This window comes from Thermogemmatispora argillosa, from assembly GCF_059696725.1.
The window spans coordinates 487999-504363 of record NZ_AP019377.1; the positions used below are offsets into that span (position 1 = coordinate 487999).

General features: G+C 58.6%; 13 protein-coding genes. 7 read left to right on the forward strand and 6 right to left on the reverse strand.

The genetic code is table 11. The annotated features are described in order from the left end of the window. Positions 1–243: 243 nt before the first annotated feature. From AC6H1L_RS02040 to AC6H1L_RS02050, 3 genes are all read left to right on the forward strand, one after another. On the forward strand, positions 244–882 hold the full coding sequence (locus tag AC6H1L_RS02040) for a hypothetical protein (RefSeq protein ID WP_497599889.1): 639 nt from the start codon (positions 244–246) through the stop codon (positions 880–882). Between the two features lie 84 nt (positions 883–966). Continuing rightward, positions 967–1623 (forward strand): class I SAM-dependent methyltransferase, encoded by a 657-nt coding sequence (locus AC6H1L_RS02045; RefSeq protein ID WP_497599890.1) that lies wholly within the window; start codon positions 967–969, stop codon positions 1621–1623. A gap of 206 nt (positions 1624–1829) precedes the next feature. Further along, positions 1830–2447: an HD domain-containing protein gene (locus tag AC6H1L_RS02050; protein WP_497599891.1), complete on the forward strand. Its 618-nt coding sequence runs from the start codon at positions 1830–1832 to the stop codon at positions 2445–2447. 248 nt (positions 2448–2695) lie between these two features. On the opposite strand, the gene AC6H1L_RS02055 is transcribed toward AC6H1L_RS02050, so the two are convergent. Further along, entirely contained in the window at positions 2696–2908 is a 213-nt protein-coding gene (locus AC6H1L_RS02055) for a hypothetical protein (protein ID WP_497599892.1), read from the reverse strand. Positions 2909–3645: 737 nt separating this feature from the next. On the opposite strand from AC6H1L_RS02055, the gene AC6H1L_RS02060 reads away from it, so the two are divergent. Genes AC6H1L_RS02060 through AC6H1L_RS02070 form a run of 3 tightly spaced genes read left to right on the forward strand, consistent with a single transcriptional unit; the run spans position 3646 to position 7094 of the window. Then, on the forward strand, positions 3646–4857 hold the full coding sequence (locus AC6H1L_RS02060) for a methyl-accepting chemotaxis protein (protein ID WP_497599893.1): 1212 nt from the start codon (positions 3646–3648) through the stop codon (positions 4855–4857). A gap of 54 nt (positions 4858–4911) precedes the next feature. Beyond that, positions 4912–6222, forward strand: coding sequence for an MFS transporter (locus AC6H1L_RS02065; protein ID WP_497599894.1), 1311 nt, complete (start codon positions 4912–4914; stop codon positions 6220–6222). A 59-nt stretch (positions 6223–6281) separates the two neighbouring features. After that, complete coding sequence (locus tag AC6H1L_RS02070) at positions 6282–7094, forward strand: DUF1838 family protein (RefSeq protein ID WP_497599895.1); 813 nt, start codon at positions 6282–6284, stop codon at positions 7092–7094. 669 nt (positions 7095–7763) lie between these two features. Here the strand turns inward: AC6H1L_RS02070 and AC6H1L_RS02075 are convergent. The 4 genes from AC6H1L_RS02075 to AC6H1L_RS02090 all read right to left on the reverse strand — a co-directional run bounded on the left by AC6H1L_RS02075 (position 7764) and on the right by AC6H1L_RS02090 (position 12572). Then, on the reverse strand, positions 7764–8741 hold the full coding sequence (locus AC6H1L_RS02075; RefSeq protein ID WP_497599896.1) for a D-ribose ABC transporter substrate-binding protein: 978 nt from the start codon (positions 8739–8741) through the stop codon (positions 7764–7766). 424 nt (positions 8742–9165) lie between these two features. Further along, positions 9166–10236, reverse strand: a complete 1071-nt coding sequence (locus AC6H1L_RS02080) for an ABC transporter permease (RefSeq protein WP_497599897.1) — start codon at positions 10234–10236, stop codon at positions 9166–9168. 21 nt (positions 10237–10257) lie between these two features. Further along, positions 10258–11931 carry a sugar ABC transporter ATP-binding protein gene (locus tag AC6H1L_RS02085; RefSeq protein ID WP_497599898.1) on the reverse strand — a complete coding sequence of 558 codons (1674 nt, stop codon included), beginning with the start codon at positions 11929–11931 and terminating at the stop codon, positions 10258–10260. Beyond that, positions 11928–12572, reverse strand: coding sequence for a DUF2291 family protein (locus AC6H1L_RS02090; protein WP_497599899.1), 645 nt, complete (start codon positions 12570–12572; stop codon positions 11928–11930). The genes AC6H1L_RS02085 and AC6H1L_RS02090 overlap by 4 nt, the downstream gene beginning before the upstream one ends. Before the next feature lie 489 nt (positions 12573–13061). On the opposite strand from AC6H1L_RS02090, the gene AC6H1L_RS02095 reads away from it, so the two are divergent. After that, entirely contained in the window at positions 13062–14096 is a 1035-nt protein-coding gene (locus AC6H1L_RS02095) for a LacI family DNA-binding transcriptional regulator (RefSeq protein ID WP_497599900.1), read from the forward strand. Between the two features lie 1165 nt (positions 14097–15261). Here AC6H1L_RS02095 and AC6H1L_RS02100 read toward each other — a convergent pair. After that, entirely contained in the window at positions 15262–16296 is a 1035-nt protein-coding gene (locus tag AC6H1L_RS02100) for a Gfo/Idh/MocA family protein (RefSeq protein ID WP_497599901.1), read from the reverse strand. Positions 16297–16365 lie beyond the last annotated feature (69 nt).

The window sequence follows — 16365 nt, forward strand, 5'->3', positions numbered from 1 at the left end:
GCAGCCCTACTCCCCCGAAAGGAGACGGTATGGGAAAGCGCATCAGCTGTCCCAACTGCCAGGGGACCGGCTTCACTGCGGATGTCATGTGTCCCCGGTGCCAGGGGACGGGCCACGTCGAGCTCCTCGATGACTGGGGGCAACGCCGTACCGTCACGTGTTTCCGGTGCCTGGGCACCGGTTTGGTGAAGGAAGGCGACACCTGCAAGATGGGTGGCAGCTCTGGCGAGGTGGAGGGCTGAGATGTCGGTTCTTCTTACGCTGGACTGGGCCGGTGCGAGTTGGCAGGAAGCCTGTGCCGCCTTCGCTCAGCAGACAGATGCGCTCGGGACCCCCATCGACCCTGGCATCTTTGAGACGGTCGTGCTGCTCAACCTCCTCGGCTTTCCGACCGTGCAGTCGTGCGAAGGACACCTCGACCACGGCACCCCCTATCCCTGGGTCACGGTGGTCGATCGCGCGCTGCACCGGCGCTACCTGCAGCAGTGGCAGCAGGTCTGCCAGCTCCAGGAGCAGGCACACCAGAGCGGCGACCCTGCCGCGCTCGATGGCTACTACCGTGCGCTGGCCGAGCTGCAGCTGGCCCAGGCGCAGTGGAACCTGGAGGAAACGCTGCGCGCGCGGCTGATGGAGCTGCTGGACGCGTTCTATGACCAGCAGCCCTGCCGCTGTCCCGCCACGCGGCTGCTGGTGCAGCGGCATCATCCGGGACTGTACCGGATCAGGCCGGTCTATGCAGTCGATCCGCCACCGGAGGCGCTGCGTGCCAGCTATCTGGAACGAGGGCAGGAAGAGATGCGCGCCTGGACACGCGCTCTGCGCCAGCGCTGGGAGAGGCAACGGGCCGAACGGGCTGCATCAGCCCAGCGAGCCGTGCCCTGAGCTATCCGGGAAGCGCGAGGAAGATTCTTCCTGCTCACCCCATGTGGGGGCCTGGTCTGGGAGGAAGGGCAGCGAGCCGCGTTGGTGTCAGCGCCTCCATGCCCTCTCCTGGAGGTGGGCAGCGGCATCGGGGCCGTCGAGATGCACGCGCTCTTTCCCCACGCCCTCGTGGTGGGGGGCGACGTTTCCCTCGCGTCTCTGCCGCAGCCGGTGCCGCCCACCTGTGTCTTCGTGCGCGCTAACGTGTTGGAAGGGCTGCCCTTCCCTGATGGCCAGTTCACCTCCACCCATCAGCGCCTGCTGGTGGCCGCCATTCCCGCTCACGCCTGGCCCGGCGTTGTCCAGGAACTGGTACGCGTGACGCGGCCTGGCGGCTGGATCGAGCTGGTGGAGGCCAGCGACGTCTTCCAGCCCGCTGGGCCAGCCACTCGCCGCCTGCTCGACTGGTTCGCCGGCATCAGCCGCCTGCGCGAGGCTGTCCCAGTCACAACGAGGCTCCTCGCTTCTGCGAGCGCCTCCTCATCGGCCTCCCACCTGGTCGACGGCGAAGCTCCATCAGACAGGATGGCAGGACGTGCCTGGGCCACCGCCTGTCAACGTATCGAGGCACCAGGAGCCGCTGTATTCCAGCGAGGGCGAGCCAGCCAGAGCGCTGCCTCTGGCTCCTCCGCGCCAGGCATCTTCCTGTTCCTATGCGGTCCCATTCTCCAGACCCGGTTCTCCTTCCCTTCTACTCTGTGAAGCGCTGCTCCTCCTCATGAAACGAAACCGCCATCGATTCAGAAGAAGCTCCCGGAGAGAGAGACCATCCAGCCCCGTGCTCGCAGCACCTCCTTCCCCTCAGCAGGACGCATCGAGACGGCTTCCTTGAGCTGCTCGCTTTTCTGCCCCAGACTGTGGTAAGCTAGAGATGTGTCAGCAAGATGAGAGGAAGGCGGGATCTCTCCATGGCGGAATCGCTCTCTCTGTCAGAAAAGGATGCGCTTGCTCTCCCCAATCAGGCCCTCCTGGCTTCTTTCGCTCGTTTGGCAGAAGCGTTGCTCTCGCCTCTCGGGGCGCGTTGGCTTCACGTGCAGGGGGTCGCCCGTGTTGCCCTGCGCATTAGTTCTCTCCTCGCTCCAGATGATGCCTGGCATCTGATCGCGGCAGCGTATCTGCATGACGTGGGCTATGCTCCCGCTCTCTGGCACACAGGGTTCCATCCCGTGGATGGGGCGCTGTTTCTTCGTCAGCAGGGATATGAACGGCTGGCGTGCCTGGTGGCTCATCATTCAGAGGCACGCTTTGAAGCGCGCCTGCGGGGCCTGGAGGATCTCCTCTTGCGCTTTCCGCGTGAGCGATCGGTGGTGGCTGATGCACTGACCTTTTGCGATCTGACGACCAGTCCTCTTGGCACACGGGTCTCCCTCCAGGAGCGCGCCAGAGAGGTCACTCTGCGCTACGGTCCAGATCACATCGTCACGCAGGCGCTCCGACAAGCGCTTCCCACCAAGGCGCTGGCCATCGCCAGAACCCGGCGCTGGTTGCGATGCCACGGCTTGGACCCAGACCGCTTTACCGACTGACAGGACGTCCACAGGAGTGTTGGTCGTCTTTGATCCGGAGCAAACTGGAACGATGCATAATAGGGAGACGGCCTACTTCGCTCACAGAGAAGAAGCGGAGGTCCCCTGCTTCTGGACTGCTTCGAAGGCTCCCTTCGATGCTTCGGCAAGCGAAGCCCAGGGAGAACCGCTGTCGAACTTCCCCGTGGTCTCAACTGATCGCCTGCTGGGGATCGGAATAGACCCCTACGAGACACGCAGGGGGCACATCAGGACCCGTTCCCTCCTTTGTCTGCTTGAACCAGCGCCTGGGTCATGCTTTCTTCCAGCTCCCTCACTCCCCCGGATAAAGACCCGAGGCCATCCTCTTGGCGTTGCTGCAAGAAAATCTGTCCCTCCTCATCTTCGATGATGGCCCATGTGGCAGGAAGGATCGTGTTTGCTTTGAGAGCAGCAGGATCATCATAGTAATCAATAGGCATTGTGCCTCCTCTTTTTACGCCCAGTGGCATCCCTCGCTTGCTTCTACTGGATGGCTTCGACCAGCAGACCACTCACTAGCGCTTGAGAGAACAGATCGGCGATGAATTCCTGGAGAGTGAGTGCGAATACGTTCGCGGACCTCACGGCCGGTGCAATGGCCCCTTCCTCCATGAGCGAGGCGGCCATGCACAGCCTTGGTTTGCCCTGTGCTTGATGCAGGAGCGTCACTTCGCATTGATGAAGCTGCTTGCCGTCGATATCGAGGGTCAGATGCCTGACAATGGAGGCTCCCCAGGCACGCCATTAACGCTGTAGTACCTAGACAGTACCAGGGTCCAAATGACCCAAAGAGTTGCGGATAAGGATTCGACTCTGGCGAAGCGAAGCACCCAGATCGTGACCTGTCCCTGTCCATCCGTTCAACGCCTGTATAGCGGGTGGCGAACAGAACAGTGGAATAAGCGCTTGATGCAAAGAATCACTCACGTTGGGGCGGCTGACCTCTTCACTGCGAATCTCAAAGCTCAGCCTAGGAAAAGAGTCATGGTTATCTTTCCCTAGATACTCCGATGATACTTCCTTGAAAAAGGCTCCTGGAGGAGACAATGAGCCTCTTCTACTATGGAACTCTTCTTGACTTTCAGAACATAGACCATTATTCTTGCCTATGAGGCGCCTACCCAATCTTGTCCGATCATACTAAGCATCTCCGATACGATACAAAGGAGTAGACGCAATGTTTCGCAACGATGCGAGCGCAGCAAGGGAACGCCTGCTCACTCCTGAGCCCCGCCTTGGCTTCTGGGGCTGGTGGCTTGACTTGGTTGCCCCTCCTCGCAAACCGGAAACCACCGCTAACCCCCACCTCAGAGAGAAGCTGCGCAAGGCCGAACTAGCCGGCTATTTTCTCTTCATACTGACCTTTTTCTCCTTCTTTGATCTTCTGTTAGCTTTACTGAACCGTCGACTGCTCAGTATAGTAGAGATCTTTGTTTTCTTAGGCTTCCTGGCGCTTGTTGGACGTCTCAACCGCGATGGGCATAGTGAGCTAGCTGCCGGGCTCGTCATTGGAGCCATGATGCTCTCGATCGCATATGTGATCATCTTTGCACTGGCTGACAAGGGAGCCTCTGATCTCCTACCGACCTATGATTTTTTCATCTACCCCATCATGATCGGCAGCATCTTTATGCCGAGAAAGCTCATTATCCCTTTCACATTGGTTGAGATCCTTTTTATCTGGTACAATCTGCTGCTTGGACCACACCCGCGGGAGATCATCCAGGTCCGAGGAACCCCAGTTATGTGGCTCTGGCTGGCTCGCCCCACTCTTATGCTTTGCATCACAGCCATCGTAAGCTGGCTCGGTTCCCGCAGCGTCGAGCAGGCAATCTTACGCGCTGATCATGCTGAAGAACTGATTGCCGCCGAGCGGCTTCTTTCGGCTCAGAGCCGGATGCTCCTCCAGCAGCAGGAGCAGCTCAAGGCAGAAATATCGCAGATTTTGATAGTGCATCGTGAGGCAGCAGCGGGTAACTATAGCGTGCGCGCCCCACTCAATAGCCAGGGGATGATCTGGCAGATCGCTCACTCACTGAATAATTTATTGGCTCGTTGTCAGGAGTTAGCGCGCGACCATGACGAGCTGAAGCGCGCACGCGAAGACGTTGAGAAGGTATCCTACTACATCGAGCAGCTCCGTCAAGGAAAACATCTGCCGCTGCCAATCTGCCACTCGATTCTGGGGAAGCGCCTGGTCTATGCCCTTACCACACATACGCCGCCGCCCCGGCCATCTCAGCCATTGTCTCCTGAACGCCACAGCTCGGGACCCATTCCCAGGCCGAACCTCAGACCATCGCGTGTCTCCTTTGAAGCGCTGCGCGATAACAAAGAGACTCCCCCGTCCGGCCAGAAACGGCCAGGGACCGGGCCCACACAGGCATAAGCTATTCACCGGCGCCTATGCTTCTCATTGTTTGAAGAGAGGAGAAACCCTTTCATGTCAGATAGCACCAAAACCTCATCTGTGTCGAGCGAAGCGGCAGAAAGTGCTCAGGGCATGCAGCGAAGGCAGGTCACAGAGCAGCGCCCAGTCTCTTGGCTCTTCGGCCTCACCTACTTGCTAGCCAATCTTACAGGCAACAGCGTTCTGCTTCCTGTGATCATCTTTCTTATTCCTTACCAGGTCAACCTGCTTGACCCGACCGCTCATGTCACAAGCCTGGCACTGGTTCAATCAATCGGTGCCATCTTTGCCTTGCTGTCAACCCCGTTAGCTGGCGCTATCAGCGACCGCACTCGGGCGCACTTTGGCAAGCGCCGCCTCTGGCTCTTTGTACACATGCTCTGTGCATGCACTGCCTTACTCTTGTTGCGCTTTGCTCCCACGATCTTGCTTATCGTGATAGGCTGGTCGCTTCTTCAATTTTTCGGCGGGGCCTTGCTCACGGTGCTTCAGGCGATCATACCCGACCGTGTGCCTCTCAATCAGCGCGGCCTCATCTCTGCCCTCGTTGGGCTCGCCATTCCTCTTGCTGCCGTGCTGGGAGGCCTCGTCATCGCTGTCATCTTTCGCAAAGACTACCCGGCAGCTTACTATCCTCTCATCGGCGGGCTGGCCATTAGCATCATGCTCTTCCTGCTTGTTTATCGTAAGGAGGCGAACGTCGATCAGTCTCCCCCTCCATTCCATCTGAAAGCCTTTCTAGCTCGTTTCTGGGTTGACCCCCGACGTCATCCTGATTTCTCCTGGGCCTTTATTACACGCCTTCTTCTATTCCTAGGATATTTTGCCGTTGCAACTTATATCCAGTATTATATCAAAGATGGAATACACTATGAACAGATATTTCCTGGGAAAAAGGTATTAGATGGCACGCTAGCCGTGCAGAGCATCGAAACGCTGTTTATTCTGATCTGCTCCTTTGGAGCTGGCTGGCTCTCCGACCGGCTGGGACGGCGCAAGCCCATTGTGATCGCAGCTGCGCTCTTGGTCATGTCAGCACTCCTGACGCCAGCTGTGCTACCCACTTGGAACGGTGTTCAGCTTTTTGCTGCCCTGCTTGGAGCGGGATACGGGGCCTACCTGGCTGTCGACACGGCTCTGATTACCCAGGTGCTGCCGAGCGCCGCAGATTATGGGCGCGACCTTGGATTGATTAACCTGGCTTTGTCAATTCCTTTGATTCTGTCGCCATTGCTTGGAGGACTACTCATCAACAGTCTCGGCTACAGCAGTCTCTTTATCGCAGGAGCAGGCATGGCCCTGTTGAGCGCCATCATGGTCTTGCCCATCAAGAGTGTGCGCTAGTGAGCTGCCTGCATATGGCTGCTCAAGCTCACCTTTCACGGAAAGGAGTCGATTCAGGAATGCCATCCTCAATCGATCTCTCGCAGCCTGAACAATTGCTGCGGGCTTTTGTCAAAACGCGGGCTTCACTGATCGAGGAAGAGGTGGTCTGCTGGTGGAGCGGCCGTGTCTATAGCCTGGTACCAGGAGAGCCAAGCCGCTTTCTCTTTGCCATCGAAGGTTATAACATCTGTCGTTGCCGTTCCATCCCAGGGGGATATGAGCAGCTCTCGCGGGAAATGATGGTCTACCAGGACCCCAAGCAGCGCTCTATCCTCGAACGCTGGGTCAATCCCTTCACCGGAGAAGAGGTTGAAGTTGTGCCCGTCTGGAATGACCCAGTCAATCAACGCTATCTGCTAGAGGGTCCACAAGGACCCTTTACGCTTCAGGTCACGCCTTTGGAAGGAGGACGGCTCTGTCTGGCTCTCGATGTGCTACTGGCCTACCCTTCTCCTTTGCCACGCGCTCTCTACCCGCGCTATTCTCAAAGTGATCTCTACCAGGGAGCAGAGCTTTTTCAGTTCTTCGTCAGCCAGGATGACCTTGAGAATGCAACGCTATCCTCAGTGCCATGCGAGATAGCCTGGACACGCATCGGGCCCTGGCTGCCCTGGATGGCTATGGCTGATCGCCCTGGCTGGCTGCTCTATCAATGCCGAGGTTGCAAACTACAAGGGGGCTACGCCGCCCTCCCAGCTGCATTACGCTCCTATGTCGAGCGCCATCAGCCGCATTATCAACACGCTCCGCTGGAATGGAGCGGTCCTAATGAAAGCTCGTGGAGCTATTTCAAGAAAAAACTTCTGGCAAGCCAGGTGTCACATCTCTGAAGAAGCAGATTAGCTCCGCCTTTTGCGGAGCTAATCTGCTTAGGGCCGGCGCGTCGCACTCTTGCGCGCTGCAGGAAGACCGAGATCGAGGTGATCAACGAAACCGTGGTCAAGGCGGCTAGGCAGCAGCTAGATCTTGAGGCCCCGCTGAATCGCGCTCTGGTCTGGTAGTCCTCATCGGCGGTTTAGAGAGGAGCTGGGAGCTATGACAACGCGACTGACCTTCCTGACTGAGGATTGGAGGCTGCGAGATCGCAGGACCATACTACCGCATTCTCATTGACTCCTTTTTGAATGGCAATCCAGACGGTGATTGTGACCGGTGATTGTGACACCCTATAGCGCAGGTCAAACCGTGAAGGGGCTTCGTCGCATGGGAGAGGTCACAGTAGAGAAGGTACTGCGTATCCTGAAAGGTGAGGAGCCTTGCTTCCGCGTAATTTGATCCAGGATCAAAAGAGGCAAGGAAGAATATTAAGCGATTTTCTCTCTTATTTGGAAGAGACGGTTCCTTTGAGTAGGATATAGCTTTCAACTATCAGATTGTGTTACATGTATCATAAGTATAAATTCTCTTTCCCAGAAGTGAGTGGCAGGCTGTTGACTAAGCCTGCCACTCGGATTTGAACCGCAGCTCTGAAGGCTGGCTCGATCACTCCCCGGCCAGAGCTATTGCTTCGGTCCGAAAACCCCGAACTGATCGGCGTTCTGCGCCGTCACCAGGATGCAGTCGATCGACTGCTTCTCCGGTTGTCCTGTAGAACCGGTCTTGATGTACTTATCGGCCTCGTCCACGGCGAGCTGGGCGATCCGCACCGCCGGCTGCAAGACCGTCGCTTTGATCCCTCCCTGCTTAATGGAGGCAATCACGTCAGGACTGCCATCGAAGCCCACCACGATCACATTGGTCTTGTGGGCTGCCTGCAGCGCCGCCCAGGCTCCTAGCGCCATCGTATCGTTCCCGGCGATCACCCCCTTGATGTCAGGATGGGCCTGCAAGATGGTCTGCATCTTCTGGAAGGCCTCGGTCTGATCCCAGTTGGCGCTTTGCTGCGCCACCATCTTCATGCGCGGATACTGATCGATCACGTCGTGATAGCCCCGCGAGCGGATGGCCGCATTCGTATCCGACTGTTTCCCGAGCAGCTCCACATAGTTGCCCTCCTCTCCCATCAGCTTGACGAATTCCTGCGCCCCCAGGGTTGCCCCCTGATAGTTGTTCGACACAATCTGCGCTACGGCTATGCCCGTAGCATTGATCTCGCGGTCAATCAGGAAGACCGGTACGCCGGCATTCTTGGCCTTGCGCACTGCCGCCACCGTGGCATCTGCGCCCGCATTGTCGAGGATGATCGCCGCGGCGTGGCGGGCGATGGCTGTGTCGATCAGCTGATTCTGCTTGTTGACATCATCGTCGTGCGTCACCGCCACGGTCTCGTACCCCAGCGCCTGGGCCCGTGCCTTGGCGGCATCTGCCTCCGCCTTGAAGAAAATATTGTCGTAGGCCGGGGTGATAATGAAGATCAACTTCTTCCCACCCGAGCCGCTCGATGAGGTCGACGATGACTGGCCTGCGCTGCCACAGGCAGCCAGTCCCAGGCTGACCAGCAGCAGCACGGTCAGCACAGACAGCATCCGTCGCAGCATGGTTCTTTCCCTTCCTTTCAGCACGCTTCTTTGCTTGAGCGAGGTGTCTGCAGGCGCTCTCGCCCTCTGGCTGAGCGAGCGGAGCGCCCACTCATTGCTTTCCTTGGTCCGCGGGTTCCGCGGGTACTGCTGGCCCCCTTCCTGCCTGCAGAGCATCGCCCGGGGGCCAGTCCACCCCTGGGTCTCCCGGGGAGCGCTGGGCTGCGCTCCGTGCGAGGTTGGGCGCTATGATCCGAGCCCTGGGACCTCCCTGGCTGGCAGGGCCACGGTCAGGGAATCTCACCCCTCGCCTGCCAGGGTCGGTTCTCGCGCTGCACTGCGCACGTTCACACTTCTGCGGGTTCCTCCTCCTTTCTGCGCTGCTTTGCTCCGGCGCTCCTGCGGCCCTCCCCCCTTCACCTCTGGCTGGCTGGGCTGGATAGACTCAGGCCGCAATGGCACGCTTCTGCCAGCGCTGCTGGAGCTGGTCGATGACGACCGCCAGCACAATCACGGCGCCTTTGATGACCATCTGCCAGAACTCGGAGACTCCGATCAGCACCAGGCCATCGCTCAGGACACCGATCACAAACGCGCCGATGATGCTGCCCAGGATGGTCCCCCGCCCGCCGAAGAGCGAGGTACCTCCCAGCACCACAGCCGCGATGGCATTCAACTCATAGCTCTCGCCCGTGGCCGGCTGGGCCGCCTGCAGCTGCGAGGCAATCACCAGCCCCGTCATAGCTGCGCAGAACCCCGAGATGACATAGACCAGCAGCTTGACGCGGTTGACGCGAATGCCCGACAGCTGCGCCGCGCGCTCGTTGCCCCCGATGGCATAGACCTGGCGTCCGAAAGGCGTGCGGCTTGCCACAAAGGAGGCCACGGCCCCAAAGATCACCATCAGCCAGATCGGCATCGGTATCCCCAGCAGGCTGCCTGTTCCCAAGAACGGGAAGCCCGTGTTGCCCAAGGCCGGATCACCCCCCAGGTCGGGGAAGGTTGCCCCGTTGGAGGTCAGGAGCGCCAGCCCGCGGGCCGCGTAGAGCATGCCCAGGGTGGCGATAAAGGGGGCCACACTCAGGCGCGTAATCACCAGCCCGTTGATGAGGCCCAGGACGATCCCGACCAGCAAGCCCACCAGGATCACGATCCAGACGTTGAAGTAGACCACGACCCCAAACATGGGCAGCGGCAACCCCTGACTGATCAAATAGCCGGCCACCATCGCGGTCAGTCCCACAATCGAGCCGACCGAGAGGTCAATCCCCGCCGTCAGGATCACAAACGATTGCCCGATGGCCAGCAGGGCATTGATCGAGACATGCTCGGCCACGATGGTCAGGTCGTTGAGCGTCAGAAAGTCGGGCGAGAGGATCGAGAAAATGATCACCAGGATGATGAGCGCCACGAAGGCGCGCAACTGGAACAAGATGGTTTGGATCTGCCGGCGCTGCAGCGCGAAGCTGCGGCGAGCCGCTGGCTCGCGGCTGGCTACCGATGAAGGATTGCGCATGCTTCTCCCTCTTCCTGCTCGCTAGATTCGTGGGCGCGGCTGCTCGCGCCGTTCTTCCGAGGCCGGGGTGGCCCGGCTGGTATCCGTTGCCCCCAAGGCCAGCGCGCCACCGGCGGCCCACGCTTCGCCCGCTTCCTCCTCGGAGGTCGTTCCAGGCCCCTGACCCACCGAGGCCGCTGCGACCAGAGCCTCTTCGCTGACTTCTCCCCGGCGAAATTCCCCGGTCAGGCGCCCGCGGGCGAGCACCAGGATGCGATCGGCCACACGCATGACCTCACGCAGCTCCGAGGAGACGAAGAGGATGCCCAGTCCTTCTCGGGCGAGCTGATTCATCAGGCGGAACAGATCGGCCTTGGCGCCGATATCGATGCCGCGGGTCGGCTCGTCCAGCAACAAGACGCGCGGCTCCGTCAGCAGCCCACGGGCCACGACCACTTTCTGCTGATTGCCGCCGCTCAGGGCTTCGATCAGCGTCTGTGGCGAGGGAGCTTTGATCCCCAGGTCGTGCATCAGGCGGCGCACCGCCCTCAGCTCCTTCTGGCGTGAGAGGGCTGGCCCGCGCAGGTAGCGGCGCAGACTCGCCAACACCATGTTCTGGGCCACGGAGAGCGTGGGGACCAGCCCCTCCCGCTGGCGATCCTCGGGCACCAGGACCAACCCCTCTGCGATCCGCTCGCCGACGGTGCGCCCGCGCACTGGTCGCCCCGCGATCCAGAGGGAGCCGGTGGCCTCTGGATGCAGGCCCATCAGGCACTCCAGCAGCTCGGTGCGGCCCGCGCCGAGCAGTCCATAGAGGGCCACAATCTCGCCTGCTCGCACCTGGAATGAGACGTTGTCCAGGACCAGTCCCCCACCTGGACGGGGCAGGCTCAGCCCTTCCACGCGCAGCAGCTCCGGCCCAAGCTGGTGCTCCTGATGCAGATAGGTCTCGCCCACGCTGCGCCCGATCATCTGCTCGACAATCCAGTTGACATCGATCGCGCTGACGGGGGCTTCGGCAATGCGATGGCTGTCGCGCAGCACCGTCACGTAGTCGCCAATGCGCAGCAGCTCCTCCAGCTTGTGCGAGATGTAGATGATCGAGACCCCCTGCGCCTTCAGTTCACGGATGACGCGAAAGAGGACCTCGACTTCCGCGGTCGTGAGGGCTGAGGTCGGTTCGTCCATGATCAGGATGCGCACGTCGCGCGCCAACGCCTTGGCAATCTCCACGACCTGCTGTTGGCCCAGGCGCAGCGTCCCTACGATCGCCTGGGGATCAATGGGCTGCTCCAGCCGCTGCAGGAGCTGGCGAGCGCGTTCCTGCTGCCGACGGCGATCGACCAGGAGCCCGTGCCAGGTGGTGGCCTCATGGTCGAGCAGGATGTTTTCGGCCACGCTCAGATTGGGAAAGAGGTTCAGCTCCTGATAGATGATGCCGATGCCGGCCCGCGCCGCCTCACGTGGCGACTTGAAGTGCACCGGCTGCCCCTCTAAGAGCAGGCGGCCACGCGTGGCGGTCTCTGCCCCCGCGATGATTTTCATCAGGGTGGATTTGCCCGCCCCGTTCTCGCCAATGAGCACGTTGACTTTGCCGCGATAGACGTTGAAGTCCACGTTGTCCAGGGCGACAGTGCCGCCGTAGATCTTGGTCATGCCCTCGGCCCGCAGCACGATGTCGGGGGTCTGTTCCTGTTCCTGGTCAGCTCCCTTCATGCGCTGGAACCCTCCACCTGGAGTTTGACCGGTGCCACCAGAATGAACTGAGGATCGGTCAGGGCAAAGACGCCGTAGAACTGGATGAGCTTCCCTTTGAGCTGCGTGGGATGGATGCTCTGGGCGACCTGCACCGCGCGCGCGTTGAGGGCGTCGGCCACCTGGGCATATTGGATCTGGTTGACAAACTGACTGAAGTGGAGAAAGCCGACGCCGTCACGGATGGCCGTTCCCAGGATGACCGGCCCGATCTGGAGCAAGAGGTCGGCCTTGCCATCGTAGGGCGGCAGATCGAGGCCCAGCGTGCCATTGCGCGAGGCGGTATTGATGCTGACGACGCGCCCAATGCCTTTGACCATGAAGGTATAGGGGCCATCCCCTTCTTGATGGCCATAGCGCTGCTGGGCCGCCTGCGGGTTGGCTTTGAGCGCGGCCAGAACCTCACTGGCGTCGTGGGCCTGCTGCACCACGGTCGGGACGACACGGCTGTCCCAGATCTGTTGGACATAGCGCTCAGGGTCAAAGTTCTGGGCGCTGCTGCCTCCGCCAGGCGCGTTGCCGCTGGTGGCATTCAGTGGGCGCACCGTGTACAGGCTGCAGGCCGACAGGAGCAGACAGATGATCACGGCCAGTCCACTCAACGCCCAATAGGGCGCCCTTCTTCCTACACGACATCTTTCTAAGGAAGCAGGACCTCTTTGTTTCGCTGTAGCGAAGAGGGAAAGAAGGCCAACTTTTCCAGGGTGCAACATATTCGTCTTTTCCTTTTTAGATATTTATACCTCTTTTTCCTCAGAGACTGAGCGTGAGTAAGAGAGCTGTGACGCACCCAGGCTACTAGAGGCCTTTGGGGAAAGGTTTTCCCAAGATATAGCTAAAAATAGATAGATTGATATGAAAAGGTTTTCACATCCTCCCTTAAAGAATAGGCTGACACGGGTGCCTTTGTCAAGGGGGATCAGTCTCATAAGGGCTTGACATAAGCTTTTTGAAGAGATATATTTTCTCTGCGAGGCGACTAGTTCTGAGACAGAAGTCAGAAAACCTTTTCCTTTCATAGATGATTAAGCCTTTTTCTTAGAAAAGGTTTTCTCCAAATGGGCGACGAAAGCAAAGGTAGGGGCAACAGAATGGCAACTATTGAGGATGTAGCAAAGCGTGCTGGTGTATCCATCTCAACCGTTTCTCGGGTGTTTAACGGCACTCGCTTTGTGAATCCCACGATAGCAGAGCGGGTACGAGCAGCAGCTCAAGAACTGAATTACCAGCCTAGCCGTGCTGCCAGAGTGCTGAGGGGGAACCGATCAAAAATCCTTGGGTTACTCATTACAAATATTCAGAATCCCTTCTTTACTGCCCTGGTCCGCGGTGTAGAAGATGTTGCACATGAACGCGGCTACAGTGTCATACTATGCAACTCCGACGAAGATCCTCATAAGGAACGGCAATATATCGAAGTCCTCTGCGCAGAAAGAGTGGCAGGGGCTATCTTGGTCCCCACCCGCGAACATCAACCAGCTATAAGCCTCTTTCACAGGCATCGCATTCCTGTAGTTGCCGTTGATCGCCGTGTGAAGGATGAAGAGGTCGATGCGGTTTTAGTGGATAATATCCGAGGGGCGCGGGAAGCAGTCTTACATTTAATTAGCAATGGATATCGTCGTATCGGGATTATCACAGGGCCTCTCTCAACAACTACAGGTCGAGAGCGTCTCGAAGGCTATCGTCGCGCACTCGAAGAGGCTGGGCTCCCGTATGAAGCCCGCCTAGTCCGTAGCGGTCCTTTCAAGGAAAGCACGGGTCAAGTCCAAACACGCGAGTTGCTCGCTCTAGATAAGCCTCCTGAGGCCCTCTTTTTAGGAAACAACTTGATCACAATGGGAGCGCTTGATGTGCTACAAGAGTGTGGGCTGCGAATCCCCGATGATATTGCCCTTGTAAGTTTTGATGATACTCCCTGGGCTCACCTCAAAACCGTTTCGCTTACCACTGTTGCCCAACCTGTCTATGAGCTCGGCAGCACTGCAGCATTGCGGCTTTTTCAGCATCTACAGATATCACCTGCAGGATTTCTTACACGCCAAGAAATTATTCTTGCTCCTTATCTATGCATTCGTGGATCTTCTCAACCTCGCCTTACTGATGCTTCTATTGTCAGGAAATAACTCCCTTCTCTGCAAAAGCAAATTCAGCGATAATTACACAGGTCTGCTCTACATTTTAAGAGCCCAGCAAGAGAACGCACCACAACAGAGTGCAACCGTCCTCTGAATGGCTATTTCCCTGTCTATTCCTCAGCGCCTCGTGCTGAGCCGTTGCCAGCTCTAGAGCTGGCGAGCAAAGCGGTCCCTAACCGACTCATAATACCTCCCGAAGCTATATCCTGCTCAAACCCACTGCCACTTGATAAGCGAGTAAGACCGAGATCACCAGCATCGATGTCAGCCTGGACATGATCGAGTATGCCACCGCCAGGCCCGCGGAGCCTCGCCAACGTCTCTTGCCAAATCATGGATGTCTCGGAGCCATTCGCCTTCCCAAATAGCTCCTTTGGCCTGATCACCGGGCAACTCTTGTGAGACTCCATATCTCCTGCAGTCTGCCACAGCTGGCCCCCGAGTATTGATGCTTGTTCAAGCCGGGCAGAGTGATCCGACTCACCAAGAGCGAAGGGCCACTTACCACTAGAGGAGCCATCGAACGGATCAGGACATTCGGGACCCAGGAGATCAGACGTGCTATCACGTTTCTCGCCCGACAGGCGCCCTGTCGGCATTCCCCCGAACTGCCCTGGCTGGACCGGTCCACCAGGCGGGCATTGAACATGTCCGTCTCCTGGCCAGCGCGGTTGCATGGCCGATGGGGAGCGAAGGCTATGACTCTGTCTTCACAGATTGCTTCTCGCTGGTGCTGGTCCGCCTGATGCAGCTGGGTAGCCGAGATTGCAGGGCGCAGACCTCTGGGCCCTCTGGCAGCTCACCGCTGTCGAAGGGAACCAGCCTGCCTGAAGCGACTACAAGGAGAAGGAAGGGCAGCATGAATCCTTTTGACCACGAGCCTGGCAGATGCAGGCCCTTCGGCGGTCATCTCCAGGTGGAGACCTCCTCTCCGCCATGTGACCTTGCTTGCCAGTTCACGCCTGCCCTTTGAGGAATGGCCCCCTACCTGATGCTTTATCGTACCTGCCCCGATGTGATAGGCTATGCAGCCCTATCAGCAGAAGCGTAGAGAAGCAGCGAGCGGTATGCGGAGCTGCCGGGCAAGTGGGGCTCCGCTCACCAGATTTTCACGTTGCAACCTGGCCCTGGGAGCCCCAGAGACGATGCGTTCCTACCACTCAAGGCTGATCCAACGATGTTCGCGTATCGAGCGATAGGCTGCGTCGATAATGGTGTTCACGATTACCCCGTCCTCGAAAGTCTCGCGAGGCATCTCTCCACGAGCAATGCACTCTACGAAATGCTTCATCTCCTCGTGATAGCCATACACACGTGCCTCATCGGGCAGCGGGAAGATCCAGCCGCTGTTACTCTCCGCCTTCTCGAGCAGGTATGAGCTGGTTGAGCGGACAAAGGCGCTGATGGGAGTGGAGCGCGTTACATCTGTAAAGATACTTCCTTCCGTACCATAGATCTCATTGCGTAGATCAAGGGAACCCCGAGCCGTCCAGCTAATCTCGCTCTGAGCCAGCGCCCCATTTTCGAAACGTAGCAGGAGCACGGCGTTATCTTCACCCGTAGTCTTATCGGTATGATAGAGTGTCGCACCCCAGGCAAGCACCTCGACAGGGCGCACCTCTTTCCCAATGAAATAGCGTGCTGCTTCGATTGTATGGCACCCCATATCAAGCAGGGCGCCGCCACCCGCCTCCTCAGCGTTCCAAAAATGGGGGGCATGAGGGCCGGCATGGGCCTCACGCGAACGGACCGTCAGCACGCGTCCAATGGCGCCTTCCTCGATCAGAGCACGCGCGCGCATCACGGCAGGACAGAATACCTCGGTCTCTGCATACCCATGTAGGACACCTGCCTGTCTGACGGCCTCCAGCATCTGACGGGCCTCTTGGGCATTGCGAGCCAACGGTTTTGTACACACAACATGCTTTTTATGACGAGCCGCCAACTGGGCCGCCTCCAGGTGAAGCTTATTCGGCAGGGCAATGAAGAGGACATCCACCTCTGGATTGGCAGCAACCTCTTCCATACTGGTTGTAGCATGAGGAATCCCCCAGCGCGCAGCAAACTCCTGGACTCGCTGCGCAGTGCGCCCATACACGCTGACAACTTGTTGTCCTGGAACCTCGACCAAACCCTGCATGTAGAAGGTTGCAACAAAGCCACTGCCGAGAAGACCAATGCGCACCATAAAAAGAGCCTCCTTTTCTCTTCCCCGCTTACCCAGAGCGGGGTTTAACACTCTGGTCGCTCGAAAAGT